Source organism: Brevundimonas sp. 357, from assembly GCF_003938605.1.
GTDB lineage: Bacteria > Pseudomonadota > Alphaproteobacteria > Caulobacterales > Caulobacteraceae > Brevundimonas.
On sequence record NZ_RHWX01000006.1, the window covers coordinates 82666 to 98565 of the forward strand.

The 15900-nt window shown below is 68.1% G+C and carries 17 protein-coding genes; 11 read left to right on the top strand and 6 right to left on the bottom strand.

Annotation, left to right across the window (positions count from 1 at the left end):
* Nucleotides 1-66 precede the first annotated feature (66 nt).
* Both dnaG and rpoD read left to right on the top strand, forming a co-directional pair.
* Complete coding sequence (dnaG, locus tag EGK63_RS06985) at nucleotides 67-1947, top strand: DNA primase (RefSeq protein WP_125900562.1); 1881 nt, start codon at nucleotides 67-69, stop codon at nucleotides 1945-1947.
* Nucleotides 1948-2022: 75 nt separating this feature from the next.
* Nucleotides 2023-3945 (top strand): RNA polymerase sigma factor RpoD, encoded by a 1923-nt coding sequence (rpoD, locus tag EGK63_RS06990; RefSeq protein ID WP_125900563.1) that lies wholly within the window; start codon nucleotides 2023-2025, stop codon nucleotides 3943-3945.
* Nucleotides 3946-4275: 330 nt separating this feature from the next.
* Here the strand turns inward: rpoD and EGK63_RS06995 are convergent, their stop codons facing one another.
* From EGK63_RS06995 to EGK63_RS07010, 4 genes are all read right to left on the bottom strand, one after another.
* Nucleotides 4276-4629: a DUF1428 domain-containing protein gene (locus EGK63_RS06995; RefSeq protein WP_003166060.1), complete on the bottom strand. Its 354-nt coding sequence runs from the start codon at nucleotides 4627-4629 to the stop codon at nucleotides 4276-4278.
* Between the two features lie 138 nt (nucleotides 4630-4767).
* Nucleotides 4768-5259, bottom strand: coding sequence for a VOC family protein (locus tag EGK63_RS07000; protein ID WP_003166059.1), 492 nt, complete (start codon nucleotides 5257-5259; stop codon nucleotides 4768-4770).
* A complete protein-coding gene (locus EGK63_RS07005; protein ID WP_125900564.1) occupies nucleotides 5256-5732 on the bottom strand; it encodes an SRPBCC family protein in 477 nt (158 codons plus the stop codon). Before EGK63_RS07005 ends, EGK63_RS07000 begins: the two co-directional genes overlap by 4 nt.
* Before the next feature lie 3 nt (nucleotides 5733-5735).
* Nucleotides 5736-6179, bottom strand: coding sequence for a VOC family protein (locus tag EGK63_RS07010; protein WP_125900565.1), 444 nt, complete (start codon nucleotides 6177-6179; stop codon nucleotides 5736-5738).
* Between the two features lie 93 nt (nucleotides 6180-6272).
* On the opposite strand from EGK63_RS07010, the gene EGK63_RS07015 reads away from it, so the two are divergent.
* The 3 genes from EGK63_RS07015 (at nucleotide 6273) to EGK63_RS07025 (ending at nucleotide 9523) form a co-directional block, all read left to right on the top strand.
* The gene (locus EGK63_RS07015; protein WP_125900566.1) at nucleotides 6273-6962 is read left to right on the top strand and encodes a helix-turn-helix domain-containing protein; all 690 of its coding nucleotides are present in this window, start codon (nucleotides 6273-6275) and stop codon (nucleotides 6960-6962) included.
* A gap of 183 nt (nucleotides 6963-7145) precedes the next feature.
* Nucleotides 7146-9152 carry a DEAD/DEAH box helicase gene (locus EGK63_RS07020; protein ID WP_125900567.1) on the top strand — a complete coding sequence of 669 codons (2007 nt, stop codon included), beginning with the start codon at nucleotides 7146-7148 and terminating at the stop codon, nucleotides 9150-9152.
* A gap of 50 nt (nucleotides 9153-9202) precedes the next feature.
* Nucleotides 9203-9523, top strand: coding sequence for an Mpo1-like protein (locus tag EGK63_RS07025; protein WP_024353661.1), 321 nt, complete (start codon nucleotides 9203-9205; stop codon nucleotides 9521-9523).
* Between the two features lie 75 nt (nucleotides 9524-9598).
* On the opposite strand, the gene EGK63_RS07030 is transcribed toward EGK63_RS07025, so the two are convergent.
* Complete coding sequence (locus tag EGK63_RS07030) at nucleotides 9599-10162, bottom strand: 3D domain-containing protein (RefSeq protein ID WP_087138784.1); 564 nt, start codon at nucleotides 10160-10162, stop codon at nucleotides 9599-9601.
* Nucleotides 10163-10556: 394 nt separating this feature from the next.
* Between EGK63_RS07030 and EGK63_RS07035 the strand changes: the two genes are divergently transcribed.
* The 3 genes from EGK63_RS07035 to EGK63_RS07045 are packed head-to-tail and all read left to right on the top strand — an operon-like array spanning nucleotide 10557 to nucleotide 13417.
* Nucleotides 10557-11588 carry a S1/P1 Nuclease gene (locus EGK63_RS07035; RefSeq protein ID WP_125900568.1) on the top strand — a complete coding sequence of 344 codons (1032 nt, stop codon included), beginning with the start codon at nucleotides 10557-10559 and terminating at the stop codon, nucleotides 11586-11588.
* A 51-nt stretch (nucleotides 11589-11639) separates the two neighbouring features.
* Nucleotides 11640-12575: a nucleoside hydrolase gene (locus tag EGK63_RS07040; protein WP_125900569.1), complete on the top strand. Its 936-nt coding sequence runs from the start codon at nucleotides 11640-11642 to the stop codon at nucleotides 12573-12575.
* Entirely contained in the window at nucleotides 12572-13417 is an 846-nt protein-coding gene (locus EGK63_RS07045) for a ribokinase (RefSeq protein WP_076223382.1), read from the top strand. Before EGK63_RS07040 ends, EGK63_RS07045 begins: the two co-directional genes overlap by 4 nt.
* Before the next feature lie 7 nt (nucleotides 13418-13424).
* Here EGK63_RS07045 and EGK63_RS07050 read toward each other — a convergent pair whose 3' ends face one another.
* Nucleotides 13425-13634 carry a hypothetical protein gene (locus tag EGK63_RS07050; RefSeq protein ID WP_087140890.1) on the bottom strand — a complete coding sequence of 70 codons (210 nt, stop codon included), beginning with the start codon at nucleotides 13632-13634 and terminating at the stop codon, nucleotides 13425-13427.
* Nucleotides 13635-13760: 126 nt separating this feature from the next.
* On the opposite strand from EGK63_RS07050, the gene EGK63_RS07055 reads away from it, so the two are divergent.
* The 3 genes from EGK63_RS07055 to EGK63_RS07065 all read left to right on the top strand — a co-directional run bounded on the left by EGK63_RS07055 (nucleotide 13761) and on the right by EGK63_RS07065 (nucleotide 15870).
* Nucleotides 13761-14534, top strand: a complete 774-nt coding sequence (locus EGK63_RS07055) for a YebC/PmpR family DNA-binding transcriptional regulator (RefSeq protein WP_125900570.1) — start codon at nucleotides 13761-13763, stop codon at nucleotides 14532-14534.
* A gap of 123 nt (nucleotides 14535-14657) precedes the next feature.
* Nucleotides 14658-15176 (top strand): hemerythrin domain-containing protein, encoded by a 519-nt coding sequence (locus EGK63_RS07060; RefSeq protein ID WP_125900571.1) that lies wholly within the window; start codon nucleotides 14658-14660, stop codon nucleotides 15174-15176.
* Nucleotides 15169-15870, top strand: a complete 702-nt coding sequence (locus tag EGK63_RS07065) for an MgtC/SapB family protein (protein WP_125900572.1) — start codon at nucleotides 15169-15171, stop codon at nucleotides 15868-15870. The genes EGK63_RS07060 and EGK63_RS07065 overlap by 8 nt, the downstream gene beginning before the upstream one ends.
* The last annotated feature ends 30 nt before the right edge of the window (nucleotides 15871-15900 follow it).

Here is a 15900-nt window from a genome sequence, read left to right on the forward strand (position 1 = left end):
GGGCCGTCGTCGCGGCGAGCGGGCGAGGGCTGGCCTTTGCCCGCCATCGGACGGCATAGGTCAGGCGTGCGATTTGACGAACGGTTCATCGAGGAGTTGAAGGCCCGCCTTCGGCCGTCCGACATCATCGGGCGGACGGTGAAGCTCAAGCGTCAGGGACGCGAGTTCGTCGGCCTGAGCCCCTTCTCGAAGGAGAAGTCGCCCAGCTTCTTCGTCAATGACGACAAGGGCTTCTTCCACGACTTCAGCTCGGGCAAGCACGGCGACGTCATCAGCTTCCTGCAGGAGACGGAGCGGCTCAGCTTCGTCGAGGCGGTCAGCCGCCTGGCGGGCGAGGCGGGCATGCAGTTGCCCGCCGAAGACCCCCAGGCCGCCGAGCGCGAGCAGAAGCGTCAGGGCCTGGCCGACTGGATGGACCTGTCCCAGAAGTGGTTCGCCGCCAATCTGCGCCGCAGCGTCGGCAAGGCGGCGCGCGAGTATCTGGAAAAGCGCGGCCTGCCCGAGGACCAGTGGGAGCGCTTCGGCCTGGGTTATGCGCCCAACGACCGCGAGGGTCTGAAGCAGGCGCTGGTCCAGCGCGGGGCGCGGCCGGGCGATCTGGTCGAGGCGGGGATGCTGATCGCGCCGGAAGGCGGGGGTCAGCCCTATGACCGCTTCCGTGACCGGCTGATGTTCCCGATCCTGGACGCGCGCGGGCGCATCGTCAGCTTCGGCGGCCGGGCGATGAACCCGGACGACCGGGCGAAGTATCTGAACGGGCCGGAGACCTCGCTGTTTCACAAGGGGGCGACCCTGTACGGCCTGCCGGAAGCGCGGCGGATCATGGGCGCCGAGAGCCGGGGCGAGCAGGGCATCATCGTCGTCGAAGGCTATATGGATGTCATCGCCTGCCACCGGGCGGGCCTGCCTGCGGTCGCGCCGATGGGCACGGCCCTGACCGAGGAGCAGATGGAGCGTCTGTGGCGCGTGTCAGCCGAGCCGGTGCTGAGTTTCGACGGCGACGCGGCGGGCCTGCGGGCCGCCTATCGATCGATCGAGCGGGCGCTGCCGCTGCTGAAGCCGGGCAAGTCGTTCCGCTTCGCCCTGCTGGAGGGCGGGCAGGATCCGGACGACATTCTGCGCGATCGCGGGGCGCCCGCCCTGCGTCAGGCGATGGCGACGACCCGGCCCTTCGCCGAGGTGCTGTTCCGCCGCGAGGTCGAGGCCGAACCGCTCGACACGCCCGAGCGCAAGGCGGGGCTGAAGGGGCGTCTGCGTCAGGCGGCCAACGCCGTGCAGGACAAGGATCTGGCCGAGCAATACAGGCGCGACCTGTTCGACCGCTTCGACGCCCTGTTCCCGCGTCAGCAACAGCAGCGGCCGCCGCAGTCGGGCGGACGGCCGGGGCCGGGCGGGCGCTGGCGCGGTCCGCCGCCCTTGCAGGGGCAGACGGTGGAGGGGGCGCAGGCCATGCAGGCGCTGTTCCGCTCGGTCGAGCCGATCGCCGCCGCCCTGGCCCACGGCGCCATCGACGACCCGGAGCGGCTGGACGATCACATGGAGGCGGTGGCGCGCTACGGCTTCGGCGATCCGGCCCTGGACGGGCTGGCCCAGGAACTGGTTCGATTGCGTTTCTCGGGTCGGACCCTTGACTCCGCCGCCCTGCGCCGCCATCTGGCCCAATCGGGTCATGATGCCTTGATGCACGAGGTCGAGAAGGCGGCGGCGAAGTCCGGCGCGCCATTCCTGGCTGCAGACAAGCCCCTCGGCGAGGCGAGGATCCGGTGGTCGCAAGCGTTCGACGCTCTGACCCGCGCAGCGGCGTTGGACGAGGCGCTGGCTTCAGCGAAGTCGGAGGCTCATCGGGCCTTCGATAACTCGGCTTTCGCTCTGGTGAAGGCTGAGCGCGATGCCCTGCGGCGAGCCATCAAGACCGGAACGATTTGGGAAGACTCGGCTTCTTCGTAACCAACGAAGTCGTCGGGCGTTGTATTTTCGCCGCAGGGGACTGATCACCCCCGGCCGGCCGTGGAGACAGACTGAATGAGCGCGCAGACCGAGACGCAGGACGCCGAAACCAACGCCGACGGGCCCCTGCTCGATCTCACCGACGCCGGGGTGAAGAAATTCATCCGCCAGGCGAAGACGCGCGGCTATGTGACGATGGAGGAGCTGAACAAGGTTCTGCCGTCCGAAGAAGTCACGCCGGACCAGATCGAAGACATCCTGGCCATGCTGTCGGAGATGGGCGTCAACGTCGTCGAAGCCGAAGAGGACGCCGCCGAGGCGACCGGCACCGACGTGGCCGCCGCCGCCGAGACCTCGGTCGCCGAAGCCCCGGCCAAGGCGGCCTATGACCGCACGGACGATCCGGTGCGGATGTATCTGCGCGAGATGGGCTCGGTCGAGCTGCTGAGCCGCGAGGGCGAGATCGCCATCGCCAAGCGCATCGAGGCCGGCCGCGACGCCATGATCTCGGGGCTCTGCGAAAGCGCCCTGACCTTTGAGGCCATTATGGTCTGGCGCGAGGAACTGGCCAACAACCGCATCCTGCTGCGTGAAGTGATCGACCTGGACGCCACCTACGGCATCCTGAATCCCTCGTCCTTGCCGCACAACCAGCCCGCCCCGGCCCAGCCGACCGGCGAGCCGGACGGCGACGGCGAAGAGGATGACGACGAGGACTTCGACGACGGCGGCGCCATGTCGATCTCGGCCCTGGAGGCCGAGCTGCGCGACGGCGTCATGGAGGTGCTGGACGCCATCGCCGTCGATTTCGGCGAGTTCCGCAAGCTGCAGGACAAGCTGGTCGAGGCGCGCCTGAAGGGCGAAGTCCTGACCGCCAAGGACCAGAAGACCTATGAATCCCTGACGGCGTCCATCTCGGACCGCCTGAAGACGATGAAGCTGAACAACGCCCGTATCGAGGCGCTGGTCGAGCAGCTGTACGCCATCAACAAGCGCCTGATCGGCCAGGAAGGCCGCCTGCTGCGTCTGGCCGACGGCTACGGCATTTCGCGGCCCGAGTTCCTCAAGGCCTATTTCGGTTCGGAAATGGATCCGAACTGGGCTGAGCGCATCAAGGAGATGGGCGTCCGCTGGACCAAGTTCAGCGAGAACGAAGCCGCTCAGATCGATGCCATCCGCACCCATATCGCCAGCGTCGCCACCGAGGCGGGCGTGCCGATCGACGACTATCGCCGCATCGTCCAGATGGTGCAGAAGGGTGAGCGCGAGGCCCGTCAGGCCAAGAAGGAGATGGTCGAGGCCAACCTGCGCCTCGTGATCTCCATCGCCAAGAAATACACCAACCGCGGCCTGCAGTTCCTGGACCTGATCCAGGAGGGCAACATCGGCCTGATGAAGGCGGTCGACAAGTTCGAGTACCGTCGCGGCTACAAGTTCTCGACCTACGCCACCTGGTGGATCCGTCAGGCCATCACCCGCTCGATCGCCGACCAGGCGCGCACCATCCGTATTCCGGTGCACATGATCGAGACGATCAACAAGATCGTCCGCACCCAGCGCCAGATGCTGCACGAGATCGGCCGCGAGGCGACCCCGGAAGAGCTGGCCGAGCGTCTGGCCATGCCGCTGGAGAAGGTCCGCAAGGTGCTGAAGATCGCCAAGGAGCCGATCTCGCTGGAAACCCCGATCGGCGACGAGGAAGACAGCCACCTGGGCGACTTCATCGAGGACAAGAACGCCGTCCTGCCCATCGACGCCGCCATCCAGTCGAACTTGCGCGAAACCACGACCCGCGTGCTGGCCTCGCTGACCCCGCGCGAAGAGCGCGTCCTGCGGATGCGTTTCGGCATCGGCATGAACACCGACCACACCCTGGAAGAGGTCGGCCAGCAGTTCTCGGTCACGCGCGAACGCATCCGTCAGATCGAGGCCAAGGCCCTGCGCAAGCTGAAGCACCCCTCGCGGTCGCGGAAGCTGCGGTCCTTCCTGGACAGCTGATTCGGGGGAAATGATTGGAAAAGGGCGGCTCCGACGGGGCCGCCCTTTTTTATGGCTGTCTTCACGTGAAGTGTCGGCGAACGAGCGATCCCACGCGCGTTGTTTCTTCTGCGCGTCATCCTCGCCCTTGTGGCGAGGATCCAGAACCTCGACGTGCGCCTTGGTCTAAGCGGATCGTTCAAAACGGCTTCGGCTGCGTGTCTGGATCCTCGCCACAAGGGCGAGGATGACGCAGTTGTAAGCGAGGACGCCAACACTCAACGTGAATTCAGCCTTTTTTATTGACGCGGTCTCCCTTCCCCCATCAAGGGGGAGGGCTTTGGGGCCGCCTTACTGCTTCTCGTCGAAGACGGTTTCGAAGCCGCCCCACATCATGCGCTTGCCGTCGAAGGGCATGTCCATGTTCGCCATGGCGGGGTCGTCCTGCATCTTGGCCCAGGCGTCGTCGGCGGTCTTCTTGTCGGGCCAGATCAGCCAGGAGAAGACGACGACCTCGCCGTCCTCCAGCTTCACCGACATGGGGAAGCTGGTGACCTTGCCGTCGGGCACGTCCACGCCCCAGTTCTCGACATGGGCCAGGGCGCCGTAGCCCTTGAACAGCGGCCAGGCGACGCGGGCGGACTCGATGTAGCGGTCCTTGTTCTCGGTCTTCACGGGGGTCAGGAAGCCGGTGATGTAGCTCATCTTGTTCTCCTTCGGAGGTTGGCCCCAATCGCTCGCCGCGCGGCGGCTCGCTGTTTGAGGGGGCAGGGCGGATCGTCGGGGCGGGCGGGGTCGTCGTCTTGGTCGAAAGCGACAGATCGAAAGGCTTAGCTTCTTGGCCTACCCGATCCTGTCAGCAGCGGCCTCAATGGCGGCGATGTCGATCTTGTGCATCGTCATCATGGCCTCGAAGGCGGCCTTGGCGCGGGCCGGGTCGGGGTCGTCATAGAAGGCCATCAGGCGGCGCGGGGTGATCTGCCAGTTCACGCCCCAGCGGTCCTTGCACCAGCCGCAGGCGCTCTCGGCCCCGCCGTTTCCGACGATGGCGTCCCACAGGCGGTCGGTCTCGGCCTGGTCGTCGGTCATGATCATGAACGACACGGCCTCGGTCTGGGGAAAGTTCGGACCGCCGTTCAAGCCGACGTAGCGGCGCCCGGCCAGGGTGAACTCGACCACCAGTTCGGACCCTTCGGGGCTGGACGGATTGTCGGCGGGGCTGGCGACGACGCGCTCGATGCGGCTGTCGGGTAGGCCCAGCGAAACGTAGAACTCGGCCGCCTTCTTCGCCTGGCCGAGGTCGTACCAGATACAGGGAATGATCTTGTCGCTCATGGCGCGTTCTCCTGCGGGGTGAGGTTTTCGGCGACCTGGGCCAGTTGGTCTGCGGCGGCGCCCCAGCCGGGCTCGAAACCCATGTCGCGGTGGGCCTGCATGGCCTTTTCGTCCCAGTGGCGGGCGCGGGCGGTGTAGCGCGTGCCGTCGCCTTCGGGCTCGAAGGTGTCGATGCGGACGAAGTTCATCTCGCCCGGCTGCGGGATCCAGCCTTCGGTGAAGGCGCCGGTCGTCACCAGGCGGCGGCCCGGTTCGACCTCCAGCACCACGCCGCGATACTCATGCCGCTCGCCCTCGGGCGACTGCATGACGACGTCGGCGCGGCCGCCGGGGCGCAGGTCATGGTCGACCGACACCGTGCTCCACGGGCGCGGGGTGAACCATTCGGTCCCGTGTCGGGTCCAGGCTCGCCACACCGTCTCGGGCGGGGCCTTGATGAAGCGGCTGACGCTGAGTTCGTAGAGGTCGCTCATGACTCAGCCCCCGCCGACCTGAGAGGCGAAGGCTTCCGGCCCCTGGGCGGCGGCTTCCGGGTCCATCCACATGATCTCCCAGATGTGGCCGTCGGGGTCGGCGTAGCTGCGGCCGTACATGAAGCCGTAGTCCTGCCTGGCGTTGGGATCGGCCTGGCCGCCGGCGGCTGCGGCGCGATCGACCACGGCGTCGACGCCGTCGCGGCTGTCCTCCGACACGCAGATCAGCACCTGGGCCGTCTTGTGCGCGTCCGGAATGGCGCGGTCGGTGAAGGTCGCCCACTTCTCATGCGTCAGCAGCATGGCGTGGATGGTGTCGGAAAAAACCATGCAGGCCGCCGTCTCGTCCGAGAACAGTGGGTTCAGGGTCGCCCCGACCGTCTCATAGAAGGCGACGGAGCGCGGCAGGTCAACGACCGGCAGGTTGATGAAGATCAGCTTGGGCATCGGCGGTGGTCCTCCCTTGCGCGGCCCTCCCTCCCCGGACGGCCTGCCCTATGATGTTGGTCGTTCTGCGCCTTGATGTTATGTTAGTCAACCATGAAGTTAGAAAAAGTAACTACTAAGTCCGAATCCCGATCCCGGCGCTATCACGACGCCTGCGGGGCGGCGCACGGGCTGGACCTGGTGGGCGAGCGGTGGGCCTTGCTGGTCATCAGAGAACTCATGATGGGGCCGCGGCGTTTCAGCGACCTGCGAAAAGACCTGTGCGGCCTGTCGGCCAATGTGCTGACCCAGCGGCTGGAGGGGCTGGAGGCCTCGGGCGTGGTCCGGCGCCGCAAGCTGCCGCCGCCCGCCTCGGTCCAGGTCTATGAGCTGACCGACTGGGGCTATGAGATCGAGCCGGTCTTCATGGTGCTGGGCCGCTGGGCCGCGCGCTCGCCCCAGCACGACCCGACCCTGCCGATCAGCGCCGTCTCCATCATGCAGTCGTTCAAGACCATGTTCGATCCCGCCCGCGCGCAGGGCGCCGAGATGCGGCTGGGCTTTGTTCTGGGCGAGGACCGGATGGTCGTAAGCGTGGCGGGCGGCGCTATCGACGCCGTGCGCGGCGAGGTCGAGGGCTGCGACGTCGTGGTGCGCGCCCCGGCCCAGGTCGTGGCCGCCGCCGTCTACGGCAAGGTTCCGCTGGAGGCGCTGGAAGGCGAGGGGGCGATGACGATCGAGGGCGATCGGGCGACGTTCGCGCGGTTCGTCGACTTCTTCCACCTGCCGGAAAAGGCGGGGTGAGGCGAGGGACGGGCCGGGTGAAGCGGCGCGCGCGAAGGGCTGTCGGCGAACGCCGGGCTATTTCGCCCCACCGCCGCCGTTATTCGTGTATAGGGAGCGCCTTCCCCGACGCCCGGCAGGCTGCGACGCCTCGCCGGGCGCGGCCGTTTGACGGTCGCCTCGCATCTGAACTCCAGGCCTTTCATGCCCTTTCCCGCGATCCATCCCGCGCTTGACCGCGCCCTGCTGAACAAGGGCTACCTTGAACCGACGCCGGTTCAGGCCGCTGTCCTGGAAGGCCATGGCGAGGCGGACCTGCTGGTTTCGGCCCAGACCGGATCGGGCAAGACGGTGGCCTTCGGTCTGGCGGCGGCGCCGACCCTGCTGGGCGAGGACGAGCGGTTCGGCCAGCCGGACACGCCGCTGATGCTGGCCATCGCCCCGACGCGCGAGCTGGCGCTGCAGGTCGCGGCCGAGCTGGAATGGCTGTACGCCGAGGCGGGCGCCAAGATCGTCACCTGCGTCGGCGGCATGGACGCCCGCAAGGAAGCCCGCGCCCTGAACTACGGCGCCCACGTCGTCGTCGGCACGCCGGGCCGCCTGAAGGACCACATCGACCGCGGGGCGCTGGACCTGTCGGCCGCTCGCGTCGTCGTGCTGGATGAAGCCGACGAAATGCTGGACATGGGTTTCCGCGAAGATCTGGAATACATCCTCGACCAGGCGCCGGAAGAGCGCCGCACCCTGCTGTTCTCGGCCACCATCGCCCGCGACATCGCGATCATGGCCAAGCGCTATCAGAAGGACGCGGTGCGCATCGACACCGTCGACCGCAGCCAGCCGCACAACGACATCGAATACCGCGCCATGCGGATCGCGCCGAACGAGATCGAGCGCGCCGTGGTCAACGTGCTGCGCTATTTCGAGGCGCCGGGCGTGCTGGTCTTCTGCTCGACGCGGGATTCGGTGCGCCATCTTCAGGCCTCGCTGGTCGAGCGGGGCTTCGCCTCGGTCGCCCTGTCGGGCGAGATGGGCCAGCGCGAGCGCAATGAGGCGCTGCAGGCGCTGCGCGATCGCCGCGCCCGCGTCTGCGTCGCCACCGACGTGGCCGCGCGCGGTCTGGACCTGCCCGATCTGGGGCTGGTGATCCACGCCGAGCTGCCGATCAACAAGGCGACCATGCTGCACCGTTCGGGTCGCACCGGGCGGGCGGGCAAGAAGGGGATCTCGGTCCTGCTGGTCCCGCACAGCCGCCGCCGCAAGGCCGAGATGCTGCTGGGCTCGGCCGGGGTCGAGGCCGTCTGGTCGGGCGCACCGACCGCCGATGAAATCCGCGCCCAGGACGAGCAGCGCCTGCTGGCCGCCCCCGTCTTCGCCGAGGAAGGCGCGGACGAGGATGCGGGTTTGGTCGAAAAGCTGGTCAAGGAGCGCACGCCGGACGATCTGGCCCGCGCCCTGCTGGTGCTGCTGCGCAAGAACCTGCCGGCGCCGGAAGACCTGACCGATCCGGGCGAAGGCCCGCAGCGCAAGCCGCGCCGCGAACGCGATGCGGCGGGCGGCGACGACTACGCCCCCGCGCCGTGGCCGGGCGATCGTCTGCAGCCGGACGAAGTCACCTGGTTCCGTCTGGACATCGGCCGCAACCGCAACGCCGATCCCAAATGGCTGATCCCGCTGATCTGCCGCATCGGCGGCGTGACCAAGCAGCAGATCGGCTCCATCCGCACCTTCCCCGAAGAGACGCGCTTCGAGATCGCCCTGAGCCACGCCGATGCCTTCCGCGCGGCGGCGGCCCAGAGCAAGGAAGAGGCTCGCATCACCCCGTCCGAGGCGCCGACGCCCGGTTCAATGAAGGGCGCGCGCAACCGCAATTTCGAACGCGACGGCGAGGCCCGCCCCTACGCCAAGAAGCCCTTCCGCCGCGACGAGGACGGTCAGGGCCGCCCGCCGTTCAAGAAGAAGCCGTGGAGCCCGGAGGGCGACGCAGGCCGCAGCGCGGACGGCGAACGTCCCTTCAAGAAAAAGCCCTATGCGCCCCGCATCGATGCGGCGCCGGGCGAGGGCGGTTTCAGCAAGAAGCCGGGCTTCAAGGACAAGGGCGACAAGAAGCCCTTCACGCCCAAGGCGGGCTTCAAGGGCAAGCCGGACTTCAAGGGCGGCGCCAAGCCCTTCGCCAAGGGGCCGAAGAAGGCGGGCAAGCGTTTCGACTGACCTCTGATCCCTGACTTGCCCCCGGCGCGATCCGGGGGCAGGCTGGGGCCATGAGCATCGAGCAACCCCAAGGGCGGTACGCCTCGTTCGAGGCCTTCTACCCCTATTACATCCATGAGCATTCCAACCGGACGTGCCGCCGCATCCATGTGGTCGGGACGGGGCTGGTGATCGCGGCCTTTCTGGCGTTTTGCTTCACCCTGAACCCCTGGTGGCTGCTGGCCATGCCGCTGGTCGGTTACGGCTTCGCCTGGGTGGGGCATTTCTTCTTCGAGAAGAACCGGCCCGCGACGTTCAAATATCCGCTGTGGAGCCTGATGGGCGACTTCCGCCTGTTCTTCGAGACGGTCAGCGGCAAGCGGAAGTTCTGAAGACGGGCCGAGGCCTAACGAAAAAGGGCGGCCGGTTCGATCCGGCCGCCCTTTTTGTCGTCAGGCTGAAAAGCCTCAGTTCGAGGCCGTTTCCCACGCCGGGGGGCAGCCGTCGAAATCGCCCGCGTCGGCGATGGTCAGGGTCTTCATGTTCAGGCTCATGGCCGGGCGCATCGAGGCGCGGCCGTGGCCGGTGTAGAGGTCGATCTTGGCGCCCTTGATCGCGCCGCCGGTGTCGGAGGCGTACCAGTAGCCGTCGTGCACCGTGCCGTCGGCCATCTGCAGGCCGACCGTCTCGCGGATGAACAGCTTGGTGCGGCGCGGAATGACACGCGGGTCGACCGCGACCGTGCGCATCGGAATCGGGCGGCAGCCCAGGGAATCGTTGCCGGTCGCTCCGCCGCCGCCGGCATGATAGAGGCGGGCCGAGGCGCGCCAGTCGGGATCGCCGGCCATCAGCTCGAGCTGTTCAGCCGACAGGTCCGCCGTTTCGGCGGAATCGATGGAACCGGGGGCCGTCGCGGCGGCTTCTACGATTGCGGCGTCGCGGGCGACGGCCGTTTCGTAAGGGACAGGCTCTCCGGACCCGGAGAAGGCCATGGTCCACAACATGGCAAGCGCGGCGGCCGTGCTCAACATCGATCAAACTTCATGCGGCACCGGTCCCGACACGCTCCGGCAGGGCGGTTTCTGACGACGAATTACGGCGCAATTGCGGCGAATAAGATCAGTCGCTGTATCGGTAGTGGATAAGGCGCAAATGGGGCCAGTCTATCGCGCATCTGTCTCAGACTATCGCGACTATATGATATCAGTATTGATCGAATTCAAGTTCTATACTGGTGCGCGTCTCTTCGCCGTTAACATCTTGATCGTGCGCGCTAACACTTTATTGGCAAGAAAAGCTGGCCGCGGCGCCAAGATAACGACGGCGTGATCGGTGTTGCAGCTGGCGTGATCGGCGGGTGGAGGCCGGCGCGGGAATGGGATAAGCCGTCGTTTCCCCTTCTGAAATTTCCCACGGCGCCGTCTCATGAACCGACAAGTCAAACGCCTGATGATTTCCGCCGCCGCCCTGATGCTGGTCGCGGCGCCCGCCGTTCAGGTCGAGGCCTGGGGCAGTTCGGGCCACCGGGTGATCGGCGTGGCGGCCATGCGGGCCCTGCCGGGCGATCTGCCCGCCTTCCTGCGCACGGCCGGGGCCGCGTCTGACGTCGGCGAATATTCGCGCGAGCCGGACCGCTGGAAGGGCGCGGGCCAGCCGCATGACCGCGAGCGCGACACCGCCCACTTCGTCGACATGGACGATCAGGGCCGGGTGATGGATGCGCGGGGCATGACCATGGCCGACCTGCCGCACCTGAAGTCGGAATACGACGCCGCCCTGACCCGCGCCGGTCTGGACGTGGATAAGGCCGGATACCTGCCCTACGCCATCATGGACGCCTGGCAGAATCTGGAGCGCGACTTCGCCTATTGGCGCGTGCTGACCGCCGCCGAGGCGCGCGAGTCGGACCTGGCCAAACAGGCCTGGTATCGCGCCGACCGCGAACGCCGCGAGCAGTTGATCCTGCGCGACATCGGGGTGCTGAGCCACTTCGTCGGCGATGCGTCCCAGCCGCACCACACGACCATCCACTTCAACGGCTGGGCGGGCGAGACCAATCCCGAGGGCTTCACCAAGTCGCGCCGCACCCACGGCGATTTCGAGGGCGCCTTCACCAGCCGGACCCTGCGTCTGGATGCGGTCGAGGCGGCCATGGCGCCCATGAACGTCGAAGGCTTCGACCTGCGCGCCCGCACGGCCTCGCATCTGAACGCCACCCTGACGACCGTCATCCCCTTTTATCGGATGGAGAAGGCGGGCGCGTTCAAGGACACGGATCCGCGCGGCGCCGTCTTCGTCAATGAGCGTCTGGCGGCCGGGGCTTCGGAACTGCGCGACTTCGTGTCGGCTGCCTGGCGGACCTCGGCAAACAGCAATATCGGCTGGCCCGCGGTCAAGGTCGCCGAGGTCGAGGCGGGCCGCGTCGATCCCTGGACCTCGATGGTCGGCGAGGATTGAGTCGGGTAAAGGGCGATTGATTCAGGCGGCGGCAGGCGGCACACCGGATCGGTGAAACAGAGCCTGATCATTGATTGCGACCCCGGCGTGGACGACGCCACGGGGTTGCTGACCGCCTTCGCCTCGCCTGACCTCGACCTGCTGGCCGTGACCACGGTCGGCGGCAATGTCAGCGCCGCCAAGACCGCGCGCAACGCCCGCATCCTGCGCCAGATCGCCAGGCGCGAGGACGTACCGGTCTACGGCGGCGCCGACCGCCCCCTGCGCCGCGATCCGGCCGGGGCGGGCGAGTTCCACGGGCCTGAGGGGCTGGGCGATCTGACCCCGTTCGAGCCCGCCGCGCCTGTGGCCGAGGGTCCGGCGGCGCAGGCCATCGTGCGGCTGGTGATGGCGCGGCCTGCGGGTTCCGTGGCGCTGGCCGTCATGGGGCCGATGACCAATCTGGCGCTGGCCATGCGGGCCGAGCCGGCGCTGGCGGCGCATCTGGGGCCGGTCGTGGTCATGGGCGGCGCGCGCTCGGAAGGCGGCAACATCACCGCCTCGGCCGAGTTCAACATCTGGGCCGACCCGGACGCGGCGGCCGAGGTCTTCGCCTCGGGCTGCCGCATGATCGTCATGGGGCTGGACGCCACCCATCAGGTGCGGGCGACCGAGGATCGGATCGCGGCGATCGAGGCCCTGCCCACGGCCTCGGCCCGCACGGCGGCGGCCATGCTGCGCTTCTCCCAGCGGGTGGAGCGGCAGGTCGTCGGCTGGGACGCAGGGCCGCTGCACGACCCCTGCACCGTCGCCTGGCTGCTGAAGCCGGACCTGTTCGAGCTGACGCCCTGCCGCATCGCGGTGGAGACGGACAGCGACCTGACCCGAGGCCACACGGCGGTCGAATTCCGCGTCGAGGCGGCCGGGGCCAACCATTTCTGGGCGACGAAGGCCGACGCGGCCGGGATCTTCGCCCTGATCACGCAGAGGCTGGGAGAAGCCGCATGAGGATCACCGTCGTCGGCTCGATCAATCTGGATATTGTGGCGGCGGCGCCGTCCCTGCCTGCGCCGGGCGAGACGGTGACGGGGGCGACCTTGTCGCGCCATCCCGGCGGCAAGGGCGCCAATCAGGCTCTGGCGGCGCGTCGGCTAGGCGCCGAAGTCTCGCTGATCGGCCGGGTCGGCGATGATGAGATGTCGGGCGCGGCCGTGGCCCTGATGCTGGCCCACGGCGTTGACCTGTCGGGGGTGGAGACGGACCTCGCGGCGCCGACCGGCGTGGCCCTGATCACTGTCGATCCGACGGGCGAAAACCAGATCACCGTGGCCGCCGGGGCCAACCACTTCGTTACGCCGGAGCAGTTGCCCGCCCGGATCGAGACGCCGCTGATCGCCCAGTTGGAGCTGCCGATCGAGACGGTGGAGGCGGCGGTCGGCCGGGCGACGGACTTCGTCTGCGTGAATCTGGCGCCCGCCGCGCCGGTGTCGGAGGCCCTGCTGCGCCGCGCCGACCTGCTGGTGGTCAATGAGACGGAGGCCGCCTTCTACGGCGACGCCCTGCACGTCGGCGGCGGGCTGGTGGTCGTGACCAAGGGCGCGCGCGGAGCGGTCATGTATCGGCGCGGGGTGGCGATGGCCTGGGCCACGCCGCCGCGCATCACGGCCGTGGACGCGGTGGGGGCGGGCGACGCCTTCGTCGGGGCGATCGCCGTGGCCCTGCTGGAAGGCATGGAGCCGGACGCCGCGCTTCACTTCGCCTGCGCCGCCGGGGCGCTGGCGGCGACCCGGCCGGGGGCGCAGCCGTCGCTTGGCGACCGCGCTGAGGTCGAGGCTCTGATGGCGGGCTAGGGGAGGCCTAGTCCCGATCGTAGAGACGCAGCACGGCCAGGGCGCCGATGGTGGTCAGCACGCCCAGCGCAAAGGCGCCGACCAGCGAGCTTGTGGCCGCCGCGGTCGACACCGTGACGGGCCGCTTGGCGTACCACTGAACGATCTCGCCGGCGTGGGCGTGGTCGATGCCCTCGTCATAGGCTTCGTCCAGATAGGTGTCGTCGGCGGCGGCCATCGGCGTCTCCAATTCATGCCTGCGCATAATCCCCGGCGCGTTCGGGCGGTTCCCCTCTCGTGACAGAGGAAGCGGCATCCAGTAAAGGGCGCCCCTCAGCATATTCGACATCTGGCGAGCGACTCCATGGCCGGCCATTCCAAATTCAAGAACATCATGCACCGCAAGGGCCGCGCAGACGCGGTCCGTTCAAAGCTCTTTTCACGCCTGTCACGGGAAATCACCGTGGCGGCCAAGTCGGGGATGCCCGACCCGGCGATGAACCCCCGACTGCGTCTGGCGGTGAACAACGCCAAGGCCGAATCGATGCCGAAGGACAACATCGAGCGCGCCATCAAGAAGGCCTCGGGCGGCGAAGTCGATGCGATGGAGGAGATCCGCTACGAGGGCCGCGGCCCCGGCGGAGTCCAGGTCATCGTCGAAGTCCTGACCGACAACCGCAACCGCGCCGCCTCGGGCGTGCGCTCGGCCTTCGCCAAGAACGGCGGCGCCCTGGGCGAAAGCGGCTCCGTCACCTTCATGTGGGACCGGGTCGGCAAGATCCACTATCCGGCCGAAGCGGGGTCTGAAGACGCCGTGATGGAGGCCGCCATCGAGGCCGGCGCCGCCGACGTCGAGAGCGACCTGGTCAAGCCCGACATCTATGAGGACGCGCCGGGCCACACCATCTGGACCGCCTTCGAAGACCTGAACGACGTGGCCGAGGCCATGTCCAAGGTGCTGGGCGATCCCAAGTCGACCGCCATCGTCTGGAAGCCGCAGTCGGAAATCGACCTGACGGGCGATTCGGTCGGCGTCCTGTTCAAGCTGCTGGACGCGCTGGACGGCGAAGACGACGTGCAGCAGGTCTATTCGAACGAGAACATCTCGGACGAAGACGCAGCCAAGTTCGCGGGCTGATCCGCACGCAATGATCCTGACCCCGGCGCCCTTCCCCTGCGGGAGCGGCGTCGAGGGTTCAGGAACCGGACCTGAGTCCGAGGGCTTCTTAAGGCGCAAGCCTTGCTGCGAGGAGCCCGCACTATGGATATCACCCAGCTGATTCTTGACGACCATGCCGAACAGCGCAGGCTGTTCTCCCTGATCGAGCAAATCGGCGCGGACGACGTCGAGGCGCTGGAGGCGGTGTGGGGGCGGCTGTCGGCCTTTCTGGACGCCCACGCCGAGGCCGAGGAACGGCATTTCTATCCCGAACTGCTGAAACTGGGCGAAGGCGCCAATGACGCCGAGGACGGCACGGTCCAGGGCGAGACCGAGGACGCCATCGAGGATCACAACAAGCTGCGCGACGCGGTCAAGGCCGTGGCCGGCCACACGGTCGGCAGCCGCGCCTGGTTCGACGCGGTCGGCGCCGCCAACGTCGTCAACTCCAAGCACATGGGCGAGGAGGAGCGGCAGGGGCTGACCGATTTCCGCCGGAACGCCGACCTGCAGACTCGGCACGATCTGGGCGTGCGCTTCGCCGCCTTCCAGGCCCGCCACATCACCGGGGTGAAGCCGGTCAACAAAGACCCCGAAGCTTACGTCGAGAAACATGGCTGACGCCGCTTGGCTGGAAACCGTCGTCCTGCCCATCGCCGGCGCACTGATCGCCGGCGGGATGATCGGCTTCGAGCGCGAGTGGCGCGGCCGACCGGCGGGGTTCCGCACCCACATCCTGGTCAGCCTGGCGTCCTGCCTGCTGATGCTGGCGGCCATGACCCAGGCCGACTGGGCCTTCCGCGCCCTGCCGAACGAGAACATCGTCACCGACCCGACCCGCATGGCCCACGGGGTGCTGACGGGAATCGGCTTTCTGTGCGCCGGGGTGATCTTCCGCACCGGTTTCTCCATCCACGGCCTGACGACGGCGGCCTCGCTGTGGATCACCTCGGCCATCGGCCTGCTGTTCGGGGCGGGGCTGTTCGCCCTGGGCGCGGCGGGAACGGTGATCACGGGCCTGATCCTGGTCGCGCTGCGGCTGGTCAGCGCGCGTCTGCCCGACCGCACCCTGACCGACGTCGAGGTGCGCTGGCGCCGCGACGCCCCTTCGCCCGAGGCCGAGGTCGAGGCCGCCCTGCGCGCGGTCGATCCCAGGCCCGCGCCCGACCGTTTCGAACTGATCGACGACGGCGCCGTGGTGCGACGCAGCTGGCGCATCCAGTGCGAAGGCGAGGCGGCGCTGAAGACCCTGGCGGTGCGGCTGGCCGCCCTGCCCGCGGTCTGCGGCTATGCGCTGGACCCGCGCGACGACTGACGACTTGCCGCAGCCTGCGCGGAGGTCCAA